Here is a 16,084-nt window from a genome sequence, read left to right on the forward strand (position 1 = left end):
TCTTGGTTACCTACTTAGTAAACTTAGAAGCTGACATGTCACTGCCCTACGTTATTTTAACTATCTTAAGTCGAGAGCCGGCGACCGGTTACGACATCAGCAAAGCGTTTTCTCATAACGTTGGACACTTTTGGAAAGCTAGCCACCAGCAAGTGTATCGTGAACTAGCCAAAATGACTCAGCTAGAATGGGTAACATCAGAACTTCACCCTCAAGCCGGCAAGCCTGATAAGAAAATCTATACCATCTTGCCATTAGGGCGGTCAAAATTAACCGCTTGGTTTAATCAACCTACCCCGTATACTGCTACTCGTGATGAATTCTCAGCTAAATTAATGGCTTGCAGTGTTGAATCAATAGACCGTTTTATACAACAATTAGACGTATTACTCCCTGAAGCACAAAGCTTGTTGCAGCATTATCAGCAACTCGAAAACCAGTTCTACCACAACCCTAAATCTCTTGAGCCGCATGCCAAGTTGGAACACTTAATTTTAAGGCGTAATATTTTAGAGCGGCAAACTTGGATTGAATGGGCAAACGAAGTAAAGCAGCAGCTCGAGACCTTTCCGGCTTCTAATGCTATCGAACCAGCAGATAGCAAAAAGGCTCACTGAATGACAGCAAGCCTTTGTCGTTTCTATCTTAAATAGCTTCTATGCAGTAAAGCAGATCTGGGCAATTAGCGCGGACGTACACCGAGTGTGTGGCAAAGTGCATAGGTCATTTCAGAACGGTTTAGGGTATAGAAGTGGAAATCTTTCACTCCTTCACGGCTCAGCGTTCTTACCATATCAATCGCCTGACTGGCACCAACCATTTGTCGAGTCACAGGATCATCATCTAACCCTTCATATTGCTTCGCCATCCAGCTTGGAATACGCACATTGGTCATATCCGCAAAACGCTTCGCTTGCTTGTAATTCGAAACCGGCAGAATGCCTGGAATAATTTCCACATCAATGCCTGCCGTTACGCAACGGTCACGAAAACGTAGGTAGCTTTCTACATCAAAGAAAAACTGAGTGATCGCTCGGTTTGCCCCAGCATCAACTTTACGTTTTAAGTTGATTAAATCCGCTTGAGCATTTTTCGCTTCTGGGTGAATTTCTGGGTAAGCCGCCACTGAAATATCAAAATCGGCCACGCCTTTCAGTAATTCCACTAAATCAGACGCGTACATATCAGGTTTACCACCATTTGGCGGTAAGTCGCCACGCAGAGCAACAATATCGCGAATACCGTTATTCCAGTAATCTTGCGCTATCTCTTTCAGCTCATCACGAGAAGCATCAATACAAGTTAAATGCGGCGCGGCAATCAAACCTGTTTGGTCTTTAATTTCTTTAATGATCGAGTGAGTACGGTCGCGCTCACCAGAATTTGCCCCGTAAGTCACTGAGACAAATTTAGGTTGTAGGGTTTTTAAGCGGTGAATTGAATTCCACAGCGTTTCTTCCATTTTCTCACTGCTTGGTGGGAAAAATTCAAAAGAAACATTAATCTTGCCTTCTAAATCAGCAATATTATGGTTTAGCGCATCAATATGGCCTGCGTGTGAATAACTCATGTTTTACTCCCTGTGGACAACCCACTTAACTCACCTAAAAAGTACGAATCTGAAAAGCATCCTTATCTCTATCGCACTGAATACCAATCCCAACAATCTTTGAAGTCATTTAGACGTCTATATGTCTACAGAATGAAGTGAATAGGATCTAAAGTCAATCCTCTTATCATGAATTTTATTCATGATAAGACTGAATAACTCTCAAATATAAAAAATGCCACCTCATCACTGAAGTAGCATTAATAAATTATTGATTTAATAGTGATATACTTAAATAACTTCAAGAAGTGGGTGACTGTGTCATAAAGCAAAGTTCACATAATCACAATTAACTAAATCAAATTAGATAAACGATTGAGATCCGATTGCAATGCACCTGCGGTCACTTCTCTTCCAGCACCAGGACCTTTAATCACTAGCGGGTTATCTTTGTACCACTTACTCTCAATCGCAAAAACGTTATCGCAAGGTAATAAATTGGCTAACGCATGATCGGGAGATAATGCTTCGACGCCAACCGTTGCTTTACCCTCTCGAGATAAGCGAGCAATATAACGCAACACTTTACCTTGCTTCTGAGCTTTTGCTAAACGCTCTGATAACAGCTCATTCAACACTTCCCCTTTATCGAAAAAGTCATCAGTTGAAAGATCTTTTAACTCATCAGGAACCAGTGATTCTACTTTTACACTTTCAGGTTCAATCTCTACCCCTGATTCACGCGCCACTATCACTAGCTTACGCATCACATCCGACCCATCGAGGTCTGAACGAGGATCGGGTTCTGTTAAGCCTTGTTGCCACGCTAAATCAACTAAATCAGTGAAAGGTACTGAACCATCAAACTGTTGGAATAACCAAGATAAAGTACCTGAGAAGATGCCCGATACCGCGGTAATTTGATCACCACTATTACGTAAATCTCGAATTGCATAGTTAACTGGCAACCCTGCACCTACCGTCGCGTTATACAACCAATGGCGACCAGTTTTATCAAAGGCATTAACTACACGCTGGTAGTCTTGCGTTGAAGCCGAACCAGCGACTTTATTAGCACAAATCAGATGCATACCATGTTCGGCAATGGCTTCGTATTGACTTGCTAGTTCAGCACTAGCAGTCACATCCATCACTACAACTTCGTGGTAATCGGTTTGATGCGCTAAAGTATGTAACCAAGCTTGACCGTCATTAGCCACCGACTCATCCTCAAAGCGAGTTAATGCTTGAGCAGGGTCGATACCATTTAAATCGAGCCAATAGGTTTGACTATCAACTACCGCAACTAAATCAAAACTCATGCCGCGACGCTTTTCGAGATCGGCTTTTTGCTCAGCAAATAATTCCAACCAACTTGAGCCAATATTACCTTTACCACATAAAGCAATTGCAACTCGTTTCTGTGCTTGGAATAGTTGAGAGTGAACCGCAACGACCAATTCAGCAACATTGGTTTTACGTAAAATAGCTACTAGGCTTAAACCAGAATCGGCTTCTGAAATAAATTCTACTGGCGCATTTTTTAGTTGTTGGTAAAAACCATAACAATGATTTGGGTTGATCGTTACCCCAGCGCCAACGGCTGCGACCATCGAATAACCTTCGAGCAATTTAATTTCTGCACCGATTGCGGTGTCTTGCAAATACGTCATCGCACCAGCAGCAATTTCAGCAGTATACGCTAAAGACACTAAGCCTTGATCCGGTTGAGATTGCATCGCTAATGGCTGCAATTGTGATCGTGTTAACGAACGTATTAAGTCTGATTCTAAACGAGTAAAGTCATGTCCTGCACCAAAGTGAATTTGAATCAGTAGCACTTCATCAAGCGAAGTAATGATTTTCGCCCCACGACCTGATGCCAATACTCGCTCAATACGGGTAGAACCTGATTCTGGCTGGTAGCTGCAACGTAGGCTTAAATCCATGGCGCTTTGAGCAACTGGCTGCAAGGTACGACTGTGTAATACTGGCGCGGCTAAACGGGCTAACTCGCTGGCTTCATCTAAACGCAGTAAAGGTAGCAAACAAGCATCCGTGACCTTACGAGGATCGGCGCTATATACACCCGCCACATCACTCCAAATGGTGACTCGAGATGCTTCAGCTAATGCGCCAATCACGGTAGCAGAGTAGTCGGAACCATTACGGCCAAGCAGTACGGTTTCACCTGCATCATTACGCGCCATGAAACCTGTGATCACTACACGTAATTTTCCGTGTTGAGCTAATTTTTCTTTTAGGAGAGGTAACGAGCGGCCACGATCCACTTCGGGTTGTGCGCCACGTTCAGCTCGTAAAAAATCACGCGAATCAAGCTGCACCGCTTCCATATCAAGATAAGACAACAACGCGGCTAATAAGCGAGATGACCAGACTTCACCATGGCCTAGAATGCTAGCTCGCATCACTTCCGTCACTGGGCCATTAATCTCACCCAACGTCATAAACTCTTGATTAACTAAGTCAAGTAGCGGTTTTGCTTTTTCTTCTGGTAATAATTCTTCGATTAAACCGAGTTGAAATTGACGTAATTCCTGTAGCACTTCATGGGCGATTCGACCATCTTTTTCTAACGCAGTAATCCACTCAATTAATCGATTGGTAGTACTCCCAGCAGCCGACACCACAACTAAATCGGCTGGAGATGAATATTCTTGTAAGATGTTGGCGACTCGTTTGTAGCACTCTGGGTTGGCCAGACTACTACCACCAAATTTGTGTAACTGACGAGCAGATGTCATTTACGCTACCTCTTGTGCTTTTTTAAAAGCTTGCTCTAAATCAGCGATTAAATCCTGACTATCTTCTAATCCAACAGAAACACGCAACAACAACGGTGAGATCCCCGCTTCTGCTTGTGCTTCATCTGACATCGCTCGATGAGTCATCGATGATGGGTGACACATCAAGCTCTCTACTCCGCCTAACGATTCCGCCAGAGAGAATAGCTCTAATTGACCGACAAAGGTCTTTAATTGTTCCATGCTGCCATTGATTTCAAAACTCAGCATAGAGCCAAAACCACTCTGTTGTGCTTTGGCAATATCATGCCCCGGATGCTCTGGTAGGCTCGGATGATAAATAGTGCCAACTAATGGCTGTTCTTGTAAGTACGCCAATAAGTCTTGCGCGCTTTCTTCATGTACTCGCATACGTGCTGCCAATGTTCTTAAGCCGCGTAATGTCATGTAACTATCAAACGGTGTGCCAGTTGCACCAATGCAGTTACCCCACCATGAAAGCGTTTCTACATGCTCAGGGGCTTTCGAAATAATCACGCCACCAATGACATCAGAATGTCCATTGATGTACTTCGTCGTAGAGTGAATAACAAAATCTGCGCCCAAGGTTAATGGTTTTTGATATACCGGTGTCAGAAAGGTGTTATCAACCGCCACTAACGCACCTACTTGCTTAGCTTTTGCACAGGCTTTAGCAATATCGACCACACGCACTAATGGGTTTGATGGTGTTTCTAATAAAATGAGTTTTGGCTTTTTCTCGATAGCGGCATCAAATTCTGTCTGATTTGATTGGTCAACAAACTGAACTTTAAAATCGCCTTTTTGTGCTCGAGTATTAAATAAGCGGTAGGTGCCGCCGTAGCAGTCATGTGGTGCAATAATCAGATCATCAGGGCCAATAAAGGCTGAAACCCATAAATTTAGTGCAGACGTACCACAGTTAGTGATGACTGCACCAGCACCTTCTTCAAGTTCAGATAATGTTTGTTCAAGCAAACCACGGTTAGGGTTACCAGAGCGAGTGTAGTCATACTTAGGCACTTCACCAAAAGCTGGAAAGCCATAGTTGGTCGATAGATAAATCGGTGGAACCACCGCATGATATTGGCTATCCGATTCAATACCGGTACGAACGGCGACAGTTGCTGGCTTTCTTGAACTCATTGGCGTATTCCTTTCCTTTTGCAATCGCAATCAATATAAACCACTATACTAAAATCTTTCCAAAGCGCTATTTGCACAAACGCAATTAAAAAATTAAAACTATGTACTGCTTTGAAGTAATAAGGATCATATACCCAAGTATAAAAATCCACCTACAATGGCATGGCTAAAAATAAGATATATACCCAAGTCACTTAGGTATACTAGTACTTTATCCCTAGGCAATTAGGACGTCAAGACCTCTAGCCATCTAAATGTCTTTACTTTCGGCGGTAAATGCTCCTAAAATTAGCACTTAGCCACTAAAATTACAGATATTAAACAACGAAGGTGCGTGATGGCAGATTGGAACGGTGAGTACATTAGCCCATATGCAGAGCATGGAAAGAAAAGCGAACAAGTTAAAAAGATCACGGTTTCTATCCCATTAAAAGTTCTTAAAGTATTAACCGATGAACGCACTCGCCGCCAAGTCAACAACTTGCGCCATGCGACCAACAGTGAACTATTGTGTGAGGCATTCTTGCATGCTTATACAGGGCAACCTTTACCAACTGATGAAGATTTACGTAAAGATCGCCCAGATGACATCCCAACAGAAGTAAAACGTTTAATGACCGAAATGGGCATTGAATTCGAAGCGTTTGATGATTAATACGTTACTCGGATTGTCGTAACTCGTTTATCGAAAAAGAAAAACAAAGCCCGCTCAAATGATTTGAGCGGGCTTTGTTGTATTCGAGCTACGAGAAGCGAAGCGCCCTAGCATTCGAGTTTATCTTTTTACTTATACTGCTCTGGCAACTCAATACGAGCAACGCCCGACTCCACTGCTGCGCGAGCGACTGCACCCGCAACTTTAGAAAGCAAACGCGGGTCCATTGGTTTTGGAATGATGTAGTCTGGGCCAAATGATAGTGAATCAACACCAGCAGCTTTCAGGACTTCTGCTGGCACTTCTTGTTTTGCTAATTGACGAATCGCTTCCACTGCTGCTAATTTCATTTCGGTATTAATTTCACTAGCACGCACATCTAATGCACCGCGGAAAATGAATGGGAAACAAATAACGTTGTTTACTTGATTCGGATAGTCACTACGACCAGTACCCATAATTAAATCATTACGCACTTTTTCTGCCAGTTCAGGTTTGATTTCTGGATCTGGGTTTGAGCAAGCAAATACCACAGGTTTATCAGCCATTAATGCTAGAGCTTCAGGTGGTAGAAGGTTTGGACCAGAAACGCCTAAGAATAAATCCGCCCCTGCAATCACATCTTCCAAAGTACGCATGTCTGTATTGTTGGCAAACAATTGCTTATATTCATTCAAATCATCACGACGAGTATGAATCACGCCTTTACGATCTAGCATGTAGATTTTTTCACGTAATGCGCCACATTTGATCAATAGTTCCATACAGGCAACCGCTGCTGCCCCTGCGCCTAAACAAACAATTTTACACTCAGATAATTTTTTTCCTTGTAGCTCAATGGCATTCAGCATACCAGCAGCCGTAACAATGGCTGTACCGTGTTGGTCATCGTGGAAAACCGGCACATCACAGCGCTCAATTAACTGACGCTCAATCTCAAAACAGTCTGGGGCTTTAATATCCTCTAAGTTAATGCCACCAAAAGTATCCGCGATGTTTGCAACGGTATCGACAAACTCATCGATAGTGCGGTGTTTCACTTGAATATCAATCGAGTCTAAGTCAGCAAAACGCTTAAATAAAAGCGCTTTACCTTCCATCACAGGTTTTGATGCCAATGGGCCTAAATTACCTAAACCTAGAATAGCCGTACCATTTGAAATAACCGCAACCGTATTACCTTTGGCAGTATATTTATAAGCATTATCAGGATTTAAGGCGATTTCACGTACCGGTTCAGCAACACCAGGGCTATAAGCCAAAGCTAGATCTTCCGCCGTATCGGCAGGTTTAGTTAAAGCAATAGCAATTTTACCAGCGGTAGGTTTAGCGTGGTAATCCAGTGCTTTTTGACGAAAATCATTTTGTTGCTGATCATCAGACATAGCGAATGTTTCCTAATTATTAGATTTAGTAGGGGGGAAGGTAATTTTAAAGGATCAAAAGTTAACTTGGTAGTCAATATCGTTAATTTAAAGTAATAACGTTTTTCAGGTAACAAAAAAGGGACGCCGAAGCATCCCTTTAAAATTCTGTCTTTCACTAAAATAGTTTAGTGGCAGATTATTTTTTGCTGCTAAGTGCACCAAAACGCTTGTTGAAGCGATCAACACGGCCACCTGTATCAACGATACGTTGCTTACCAGTGTAGAACGGGTGACATTTGTCACATACGTCTAGGTGGATAGATTCTTTTGCTAGCGTAGAGTTGAACTCAAAAGAGTTACCGCAAGAACAAGTTGCGTTTACAGCTTTGTATTCTGGGTGGATACCAGTTTTCATAGGACAAACCTTTTATTGGTCCGTATCGCTATCCGATTCTTACTTCAAATTTCTCTTGCGAGTATCGAAGCAGTCAGACACCATACGTTGTTACTAAAAAATGATGTAAAAATATACATCGTTAGAGGCGCAGTATAATAGTGAATCCAGCCCCATCGATCAACACATTTGCTCCCTTTTTCTACAATATTTCAGTTTTATATCGATAACGACTGTTTTATCATAGTCTTTCGTTTGTCTTCCCCCTACTGTCTCAAGGACAATTTTCTTACTTATGCAGCCAAATATTGCTCAAGTTGCCCTACCTGTTCCTTTAGATAAGTGCTTTGACTACCTTATTCCTAATTATTTATTTCCCGTGATTGGTGGCCGCGTTTCTGTGCCTTTCGGCCGCCAAACCTTAATTGGTATTGTAGTGGGGATTGTTGATCATTCTGATTTTCCGGTTGAGCAATTAAAACCGATTAAAGCTTGCCTAGATGCCAAACCTGTCTGGCCGAAATCACTCTATCAATTACTGCATTGGTGTAGTCAGTTTTATCAATATCCACTTGGCGACACCCTAGCGATGGCTTTGCCGTCATTACTTAAAAAAGGTAAGCCAGCGGATTTTACTAGCCTCAAAGAGTGGCATATTACCGAAGCAGGCAAAAACCAATTAGCCACTGGGTTTGGTCGCGCACACCTACAAGCCAAAGTCGTGCGCCTGCTAGATCACGGGCCACTGCCCCATCAAGCAATGATCGATGAGGAGATTAGCAGCACCACGCTAAAAACGCTGCAAGATAAAGGCTGGATTGAAGCAAAACATACTCAGCCTGCTCAACCAAAATGGCCGACACAATTAGAAAACGAGCAACACAAACCGCACTTAAATGAAGAACAAGCCATTGCGGTTGCCAGTATTAATAATCATCCGGGATTTGGCTGTTTTTTGATTGATGGGGTAACCGGCTCAGGCAAAACCGAAGTCTATTTAAGCATTATCAAACCTGTGCTTGAACAAGGAAAACAAGCTTTAGTGTTAGTGCCGGAGATAGGCTTAACGCCACAAACCATTAACCGTTTCAAACGCCGCTTTAATGTGCCGGTTGAAGTGATGCACTCGGGCTTAAATGATACTGAACGCTTAAATGCATGGCTTTCAGCGCGCGACAAACAAGCGGGCATTATTATCGGCACACGCTCGGCATTATTTACCCCATTTGCCAATCTAGGGATTATTATTGTCGATGAAGAGCATGATGCCTCTTATAAGCAACAAGATACCCTACGCTACCACGCTCGTGATGTAGCAGTCATGCGAGGCCACAAAGAAAACTTCCCAGTCGTGCTCGGCTCAGCCACACCAGCATTAGAAACCTTACATAATGCCAAAACGGGTAAATATCATTACTTGTCGTTAAGCAAGCGCGCCGGTAATGCACAACCAGCCAAACATCATGTGTTAGATATTAAAGGTTTGTATTTAGAAGGCGGCCTATCGGCACCATTAATCGCTCAAATGCGACGCCATCTTAATGCTGGCAATCAGGTGATGTTGTTTTTAAACCGCCGCGGTTTTTCCCCAGCATTAATGTGCCATGAATGTGGTTGGCTAGCCGAATGTAAACGTTGCGATGCTTACTATACCTTCCATCAAGGTAGCCAAGAAATTCGCTGTCATCATTGTGGATCACAACGCCCAGTGATTCATCAATGCCAAGGTTGTGGCTCCACTCAACTGGTTTCGGTTGGCGTAGGGACTGAGCAACTCGAAAAGCAATTGGAATTATTGTTCCCTGAATTTAAAACCATCCGAATTGACCGTGATAGTACTCGCCGTAAAGGTAGTCTAGAACATGCATTAGAATCCATTCGTAAGGGGGAATATCAAATCCTCATTGGCACGCAAATGCTAGCTAAAGGTCATCATTTCCCCGATGTGACCCTAGTAGGGTTGTTGGATGTCGATGGTTCGCTTTATAGTAGTGATTTCCGAGCATCAGAGCGCCTTGCTCAGTTATTTATTCAAGTTGCAGGACGCTCAGGTCGTGCCAGTAAACCCGGTGAAGTCTTATTGCAAACTCACCACCCTGAACACGCTTTATTACAATCACTGCTACATAAAGACTACCAACACTTTGCTCAAACTGCGCTGGAAGAACGCAAAATGGCGCAACTGCCACCTTATAGTTTTTTGACTCTATTTCGCGCAGAAAGCAACAACAACGATGATGTTGAAGCCTTTTTACGTCAAGTGCGCCATACTATTGAAGCCAACCCGCTTTATGATGAACAATGTATGGTACTAGGCCCAATGCCTGCCCCACTCGCCAAACGTGCTGGTAAGTATCGCTGGCAACTGATGCTACAGGTGACGACTCGCAGTCAGATGCAACGTCTTATTGGTTCATCTAAACCTGCGATCCAATTATTGCCACTCGCCAAAAAAGTGCGCTGGAATATGGATATTGAGCCACAAGATTTAAGTTAAGCGTGCAAACACAGAAAAGTAAAACCATTCTCTGTGATGCATATCACCAACATAATGTAAGATTTTTCATACACGATCTATTAACCAACTAATTTAGAACATAAAATATTCATATCCAGTAACTTGGGTATAAATAACATTAAGAAGTCGTTATTGTTGAGGAATAAACCCTAATTAGGATAATTCCTCACATTTTGCTTATATGCTCATTATTTTTGATATAAGCGTTTTTGGCTTACCCATTTGGGTATAAAAAGTGAAAGAGAGGAAAACTTATGGCGACAATGAAGGAGGTTGCCCAACTAGCCGGAGTATCAACAGCAACGGTCTCCCGTGCGCTAATGAACCCTGAGAAAGTCTCCAATGCAACACGAAAGCGTGTCGAAGATGCGGTATTAGAATCAGGTTATTCGCCAAATTCTTTAGCACGAAACCTACGACGTAATGAATCTAAAACCATTATTGTAATTGTGCCGGATATTTGTGATCCCTACTTCACTGAAATCATTCGTGGCATAGAAGATACCGCAGCAGAGCATAATTACTTAGTCCTACTCGGTGACAGTGGCCAGCAACTCAAACGTGAAAGCAGTTTTGTAAATCTAGTATTCACCAAGCAAGCAGATGGCATGTTATTGCTCGGCACGGATGTTCCTTTTGATGTCAGTAAACCTGAGCAAAAAAATCTCCCTCCTTTAGTGATGGCTTGCGAATATGCCCCAGAATTAGAATTACCAACCGTACATATCGACAACTTAACGGCCGCGTTCGATGTAGTGAATTATCTAACCCAAATGGGTCATAAAAAAATCGCTGAAATGTCTGGCCCTGATGAAGCTTCACTTTGTCAATTCCGCCATCAAGGTTTTCAACAGGCTTTACGTCGTGCTGGAATCGAGATGAACCCTAACTACCAAGTTAATGGCGACTTTACGTTAGAATCAGGTGTCATTGCAGCCAATAAATTACTTTCTTTACCTGAGCCACCGACTGCAATTTTTTGTCACAATGACAGCATGGCTATCGGCGCTATTCAACAAGCGAAAAAACAAGGTTTCCGAGTACCACAAGACCTTTCGATTGTTGGCTTTGACGATATCCAATTCTCTCAATACTGCGATCCGCCGCTCACCACTATTGCTCAACCTCGTTATGAGATCGGCAAACAATCGATGTTAATGTTGTTAGAGATATTAAAAGGCAGAGAAGTTCGTGCAGGATCGAGATTACTTGAAGCTAACCTTGTCATCCGAAATAGTGCCGCACCACCGAGAAATTAATCAAAATTTACACTTTAAAAGGGACTAACATGTTTCTAGTGCAATAAAATAGAGACTTGTTATTCCCTTTCTATTATTAGCAATAGTATTGGTTAAAAAACTGCATTAACATATAGCTCCTTTTTTATTCTATTGAGTTATTGAAAATACCGTGGCTAACCGAGATTACGTAAGAAAGAATCCAACCCCAAGTAAGAAAAACAATAGAAACCAAAGAAGATCGACTCAAAAAAAGAAGCCGGCACCTCGTGCTATTCCGTGGAAAGCTGCGATTATTGCCGTGCTTTTGCTCACTGGATTAATCTATTTATTATCAATACTGAGCAATGATCCAGAGCCAGCCGCTCCGGCAACCAATAACGTACCTGTCAATGTTTCGTCCAAGCCGAAAAATACCGAAGTGCTCCCACCGCCACCACAAGAAAAATGGGAATACATGGAAACATTACCTAAGCGTGAAATTGAAGTTCAAGCTAAGGAAGTGGAAGTACCTAAGATTCCATACATCATGCAATGTGGTGCTTACAAAACGTCATCTCAGGCTGAGCAACGCAAAGCCAATATCGCGTTCCAAGGTTTAAGCAGTAAAGTAGTAAAACTAAAAGGCAGTAGTTGGTACCGCATTATTCTTGGCCCATATACCTTTAAACGTGATGCAGTAAAAGAGCAGCACGTACTGCAACGCGCTAAAATTGAGCCTTGTATTATCATGAAGGATACGTTGCAGTAAAAACGTATCTCGTCACTCGGGCGCTTCGCTTATCGTTTCTTGGAAAGACAGTCCCTAGTTTTGAGTTCCTAGTTGCTAGAAAAAGCAAAATCGAGTCTCGTAGGTCGATCGCTACGCTGCTCGTATCTCGACAAAAGAAATAACCAGCAACATCAATCTAGATTTTATATAAACCGTCATCCCTGAGGAGCCGCAAGGCGACATCAGGGATCGACTTAAAGCGCGCTATAGATAGATCCCGGATAACTCGTCCCTCGTTTCCGAGATGACAATTTTTCTAGCCCCCTCTCCTCGACATTTTATTCCCCTTTCTCTTGAATTCTTTTTGTCCTAACCTCATATCTGTTATACCCAAGTGACTTCAAGATGCAGAATTCAGAGCTATCATCCAAATCTTTAGGCAAGGAAGATTGGCGAAGGAATGTAAGTACCTTTCAAACCAATCTGACGCGGTATAAAGGTTTGGATGAAGCTCCCGAAGGGCAAGTTAAAACAAGCTTTATGCTGCGTTAAATTGAATAGAGATAGGGTCAACTATGATCATATTCAATTTGTTTTGCCTAAAGCTTGTTTTATTCTTGCTGAAACTCGCATCTTGAAGTTACTTGGGTATAAATCCGCAGAATAACTAAGAGGTTTCTCGTGACTACTATTGTATCTGTACGCCGCAACAATAAAGTCGTCATCGCTGGTGATGGCCAAGTTTCATTAGGCAACACTGTCATGAAAGGCAACGCTAAAAAAGTTCGCCGTTTATACAATAATAAAGTGTTAGCAGGATTTGCTGGCGGTACCGCTGACGCATTCACGCTTTTTGAACGTTTTGAACGTAAGCTAGAAATGCACCAAGGTCACCTAACCAAAGCGGCAGTAGAGCTTGCTAAAGATTGGCGTAGTGATCGTGCGCTACGTAAGCTAGAAGCATTATTGGCGGTTGCTGATGAAACGGCATCTCTGATCATCACTGGTAATGGCGATGTCGTTCAGCCTGAAAATGATTTAATCGCGATTGGTTCTGGCGGTAATTTTGCTCAAGCAGCGGCAACTGCTCTACTTGAAAATACCGACCTTGAAGCACGTGACATCGCTGAAAAAGCATTAACCATTGCTGGCGATATTTGTGTGTTTACCAACCATCACCACACCATCGAAGAATTATAAATCTCACCTGGCCTTTGTATTTCGCGCTCGAGCTCAAGGCCATAAAAGATTTACCACCCATGACTGACACTCATGGCTCATTTATAGGGTAAAAGGATAACGTTATGTCTGAGATGACACCTCGTGAAATTGTTCATGAACTCAATCAACACATTATTGGTCAAGATAAAGCGAAGCGTGCGGTAGCGATTGCACTACGTAACCGCTGGCGTCGTATGCAACTGGATGAAAACCTACGCGCTGAAGTGACACCAAAAAACATTTTAATGATCGGCCCTACCGGTGTCGGTAAAACAGAAATTGCTCGCCGCTTAGCAAAATTAGCTCATGCGCCATTCATTAAAGTAGAAGCAACCAAATTTACCGAAGTGGGCTATGTCGGTAAAGAAGTAGAATCCATCATTCGCGATCTCACGGATGTATCGATCAAATTAACTCACCAACGTGAAATGGAAAAAGTACAATTCCGCGCTGAAGAACAAGCGGAAGAACGCATTCTTGATGCTTTACTACCACCACCTCGAGAAGGTTGGGGACAAGATGAGAAGTCACAAGAAAGCACCTCTAATACTCGACAAGTATTCCGTAAAAAACTCCGTGAAGGCAAGTTAGACGATAAAGAAATTGATGTGGATGTGGCGGCACCTCAAATGGGTGTAGAAATCATGGCGCCTCCTGGCATGGAAGAGATGACCAATCAACTTCAAGGCATGTTTCAAAATCTTGCCGGCGATACCAAGAAAAGCCGCAAAATGAAGATTAAAGATGCCTTCAAAGCATTAACGGAAGAAGAAGCGGCTAAACTCGTCAATCAAGAAGATCTCAAAGAACAAGCGATTTTCAACGTTGAAAACAACGGTATCGTATTCATTGATGAGATCGATAAGATTTGTAAACGCGCCGATCAAAGTGGCGGTGGTGATGTATCTCGTGAAGGGGTACAGCGTGACCTACTACCATTAGTCGAAGGCAGCACGGTTTCAACTAAACACGGTATGGTTCGTACTGATCATATTTTGTTTGTAGCATCAGGTGCTTTCCAAGTGGCTCGCCCTTCAGATTTAATCCCTGAATTACAAGGTCGCCTACCAATTCGCGTTGAGTTAGAAGCACTAAGCAGCCACGACTTTAAACGTATTTTGACCGAACCGAACGCATCATTAACTGAGCAATACTGCGCATTAATGGCAACAGAAAATGTTGAAATTGAATTTACCGAAGACGGCATTACTCAAATTGCTGAAGCAGCATGGCAAGTCAACGAAACGACTGAAAACATTGGTGCCCGTCGTTTGCATACAGTGATGGAGCGTTTAATGGATGATATTTCATTTGATGCTACCGACAATCCAGGCATAAAGATCTCGATTGATGGTGATTACGTTAAGCAACGCCTAGGTGAATTTGTTGCAGATGAAGATTTAAGTCGCTTTATCCTGTAAACTAGTCTTAAAAGTATACCCAAAAGCTCGCACCATTGCGGGCTTTTGTTATTTCTTAGCGAACACTTGATACTTATCACTCACCTTAACTGTAAAAGACTATGAAATCATCCTTTGCTATTTGGCTTGATGCCGCTAGACCCAAAACTTTACTGCTTGCTATCGCTGCGATTGCAACAGGAAGTAGCCTTGCTTATGCTGACCACCATTTTTCTCTTGCGATTTCTCTTTTAGCATTACTCACGGCAACCCTACTGCAAATTTTATCTAACCTTGCTAATGACTACGGTGATACCGCCCAAGGCACTGATAATGAAAACCGTATTGGTCCAATTCGCGGTATGCAACAAGGAATGATCACCCAAGCAGGAATGAAAAAAGCCATCGCGCTTAATATTGTTTTTATTATTGTTAGCGGCTTGGCCTTGGTGTTTTATGCCCTACAAAGTCCAACCAGTATTATGGCTTTCATCTTTTTAGGCTTACTGTCGATTATTAGCTCCATCGCCTACACCATGGGCAGCAAGCCTTATGGCTACATCGGTCTTGGTGATATTTCGGTATTTATCTTCTTTGGTTTATTAGCCATTTTAGGTACCTACTTCTTGCATACTGGTACGGTTAAACCTGCCTTGCTATTGCCTGCGATTGGCTCAGGTTTGTTTTCGATGGGCGTATTGAATATCAACAATATGCGTGATGTGGAAAATGACACGATAAGCAACAAACGCACTCTAGTGGTTCGTATCGGCACTGAAAAAGCCAAGTGTTATCATCTAGGCTTATTAGCTTTCGGTTGGCTAACCATGGCGATTTACCTCGTCATGCACACTCAACCGATCTGGCTCAATGTTTTTATGCTGTTACCACTATTGCTAATAGTCAAACATGGGAAAACCATCTGGAATATCCAACAAGCTAAGCAATTTGTGCCTATGCTACCGGATATGGTGAAATGCGCTTTTATCACCAATATCGTATTTTCAATCGTTATGGTTGTAGGACAATGATGACATCATTTATACGATTATCCTGATAAAATCAAAGTCTTTTCAGGAAATTGTTCTTTGTCATTGC

Annotated in this window: 13 protein-coding genes; 8 read left to right on the forward strand and 5 right to left on the reverse strand. The window is 42.5% G+C overall.

Annotation, left to right across the window (positions count from 1 at the left end):
* The first annotated feature begins 35 nt into the window (after positions 1 to 35).
* The gene (locus ACN0T8_RS09485) at positions 36 to 617 is read left to right on the forward strand and encodes a PadR family transcriptional regulator (RefSeq protein WP_417880376.1); all 582 of its coding nucleotides are present in this window, start codon (positions 36 to 38) and stop codon (positions 615 to 617) included.
* A gap of 65 nt (positions 618 to 682) precedes the next feature.
* On the opposite strand, the gene metF is transcribed toward ACN0T8_RS09485, so the two are convergent.
* From metF to ACN0T8_RS09500, 3 genes are all read right to left on the reverse strand, one after another.
* A complete protein-coding gene (metF, locus tag ACN0T8_RS09490) occupies positions 683 to 1,570 on the reverse strand; it encodes a methylenetetrahydrofolate reductase (RefSeq protein WP_237294445.1) in 888 nt (295 codons plus the stop codon).
* Positions 1,571 to 1,902: 332 nt separating this feature from the next.
* Complete coding sequence (locus ACN0T8_RS09495; protein WP_417880378.1) at positions 1,903 to 4,314, reverse strand: bifunctional aspartate kinase/homoserine dehydrogenase II; 2,412 nt, start codon at positions 4,312 to 4,314, stop codon at positions 1,903 to 1,905.
* Positions 4,315 to 5,481, reverse strand: coding sequence for an O-succinylhomoserine (thiol)-lyase (locus tag ACN0T8_RS09500; protein WP_417880379.1), 1,167 nt, complete (start codon positions 5,479 to 5,481; stop codon positions 4,315 to 4,317).
* Between the two features lie 337 nt (positions 5,482 to 5,818).
* Between ACN0T8_RS09500 and metJ the strand changes: the two genes are divergently transcribed.
* Entirely contained in the window at positions 5,819 to 6,136 is a 318-nt protein-coding gene (metJ, locus tag ACN0T8_RS09505; protein WP_089139961.1) for a met regulon transcriptional regulator MetJ, read from the forward strand.
* A gap of 128 nt (positions 6,137 to 6,264) precedes the next feature.
* Here metJ and ACN0T8_RS09510 read toward each other — a convergent pair whose 3' ends face one another.
* Positions 6,265 to 7,521, reverse strand: coding sequence for a malic enzyme-like NAD(P)-binding protein (locus ACN0T8_RS09510; RefSeq protein ID WP_417880380.1), 1,257 nt, complete (start codon positions 7,519 to 7,521; stop codon positions 6,265 to 6,267).
* A gap of 178 nt (positions 7,522 to 7,699) precedes the next feature.
* Positions 7,700 to 7,918, reverse strand: coding sequence for a 50S ribosomal protein L31 (rpmE, locus tag ACN0T8_RS09515; protein ID WP_237294440.1), 219 nt, complete (start codon positions 7,916 to 7,918; stop codon positions 7,700 to 7,702).
* 274 nt (positions 7,919 to 8,192) lie between these two features.
* Here rpmE and priA point away from each other — a divergent pair, with 274 nt between their 5' ends.
* From priA to ACN0T8_RS09545, 6 genes are all read left to right on the forward strand, one after another.
* On the forward strand, positions 8,193 to 10,394 hold the full coding sequence (priA, locus tag ACN0T8_RS09520) for a primosomal protein N' (RefSeq protein ID WP_417880381.1): 2,202 nt from the start codon (positions 8,193 to 8,195) through the stop codon (positions 10,392 to 10,394).
* A 275-nt stretch (positions 10,395 to 10,669) separates the two neighbouring features.
* Positions 10,670 to 11,674, forward strand: a complete 1,005-nt coding sequence (gene cytR, locus ACN0T8_RS09525; RefSeq protein ID WP_417880382.1) for a DNA-binding transcriptional regulator CytR — start codon at positions 10,670 to 10,672, stop codon at positions 11,672 to 11,674.
* 151 nt (positions 11,675 to 11,825) lie between these two features.
* Positions 11,826 to 12,404, forward strand: a complete 579-nt coding sequence (locus tag ACN0T8_RS09530) for an SPOR domain-containing protein (RefSeq protein ID WP_417880383.1) — start codon at positions 11,826 to 11,828, stop codon at positions 12,402 to 12,404.
* 642 nt (positions 12,405 to 13,046) lie between these two features.
* Positions 13,047 to 13,565, forward strand: a complete 519-nt coding sequence (gene hslV, locus ACN0T8_RS09535) for an ATP-dependent protease subunit HslV (RefSeq protein ID WP_417880384.1) — start codon at positions 13,047 to 13,049, stop codon at positions 13,563 to 13,565.
* 104 nt (positions 13,566 to 13,669) lie between these two features.
* A complete protein-coding gene (hslU, locus tag ACN0T8_RS09540) occupies positions 13,670 to 15,007 on the forward strand; it encodes an HslU--HslV peptidase ATPase subunit (RefSeq protein ID WP_417880385.1) in 1,338 nt (445 codons plus the stop codon).
* Positions 15,008 to 15,108: 101 nt separating this feature from the next.
* Complete coding sequence (locus ACN0T8_RS09545) at positions 15,109 to 16,017, forward strand: 1,4-dihydroxy-2-naphthoate polyprenyltransferase (protein WP_417880386.1); 909 nt, start codon at positions 15,109 to 15,111, stop codon at positions 16,015 to 16,017.
* Positions 16,018 to 16,084: the final 67 nt, after the last annotated feature.

The sequence above is a fragment of the Vibrio sp. genome (genome assembly GCF_048266485.1).
Taxonomy (GTDB): domain Bacteria; phylum Pseudomonadota; class Gammaproteobacteria; order Enterobacterales; family Vibrionaceae; genus Vibrio.

Bases quoted from the DNA above. Each gene is read 5' to 3' on its own strand.
- ACN0T8_RS09485 (WP_417880376.1), top strand. From the start codon at position 36: ATGTCACTGCCCTACGTTATTTTAACTATCTTAAGTCGAGAGCCGGCG.
- metF (WP_237294445.1), bottom strand. From the start codon at position 1,570: ATGAGTTATTCACACGCAGGCCATATTGATGCGCTAAACCATAATATT.
- ACN0T8_RS09495 (WP_417880378.1), bottom strand. From the start codon at position 4,314: ATGACATCTGCTCGTCAGTTACACAAATTTGGTGGTAGTAGTCTGGCC.
- ACN0T8_RS09500 (WP_417880379.1), bottom strand. From the start codon at position 5,481: ATGAGTTCAAGAAAGCCAGCAACTGTCGCCGTTCGTACCGGTATTGAA.
- metJ (WP_089139961.1), top strand. From the start codon at position 5,819: ATGGCAGATTGGAACGGTGAGTACATTAGCCCATATGCAGAGCATGGA.
- ACN0T8_RS09510 (WP_417880380.1), bottom strand. From the start codon at position 7,521: ATGTCTGATGATCAGCAACAAAATGATTTTCGTCAAAAAGCACTGGAT.
- rpmE (WP_237294440.1), bottom strand. From the start codon at position 7,918: ATGAAAACTGGTATCCACCCAGAATACAAAGCTGTAAACGCAACTTGT.
- priA (WP_417880381.1), top strand. From the start codon at position 8,193: ATGCAGCCAAATATTGCTCAAGTTGCCCTACCTGTTCCTTTAGATAAG.
- cytR (WP_417880382.1), top strand. From the start codon at position 10,670: ATGGCGACAATGAAGGAGGTTGCCCAACTAGCCGGAGTATCAACAGCA.
- hslU (WP_417880385.1), top strand. From the start codon at position 13,670: ATGTCTGAGATGACACCTCGTGAAATTGTTCATGAACTCAATCAACAC.
- ACN0T8_RS09545 (WP_417880386.1), top strand. From the start codon at position 15,109: ATGAAATCATCCTTTGCTATTTGGCTTGATGCCGCTAGACCCAAAACT.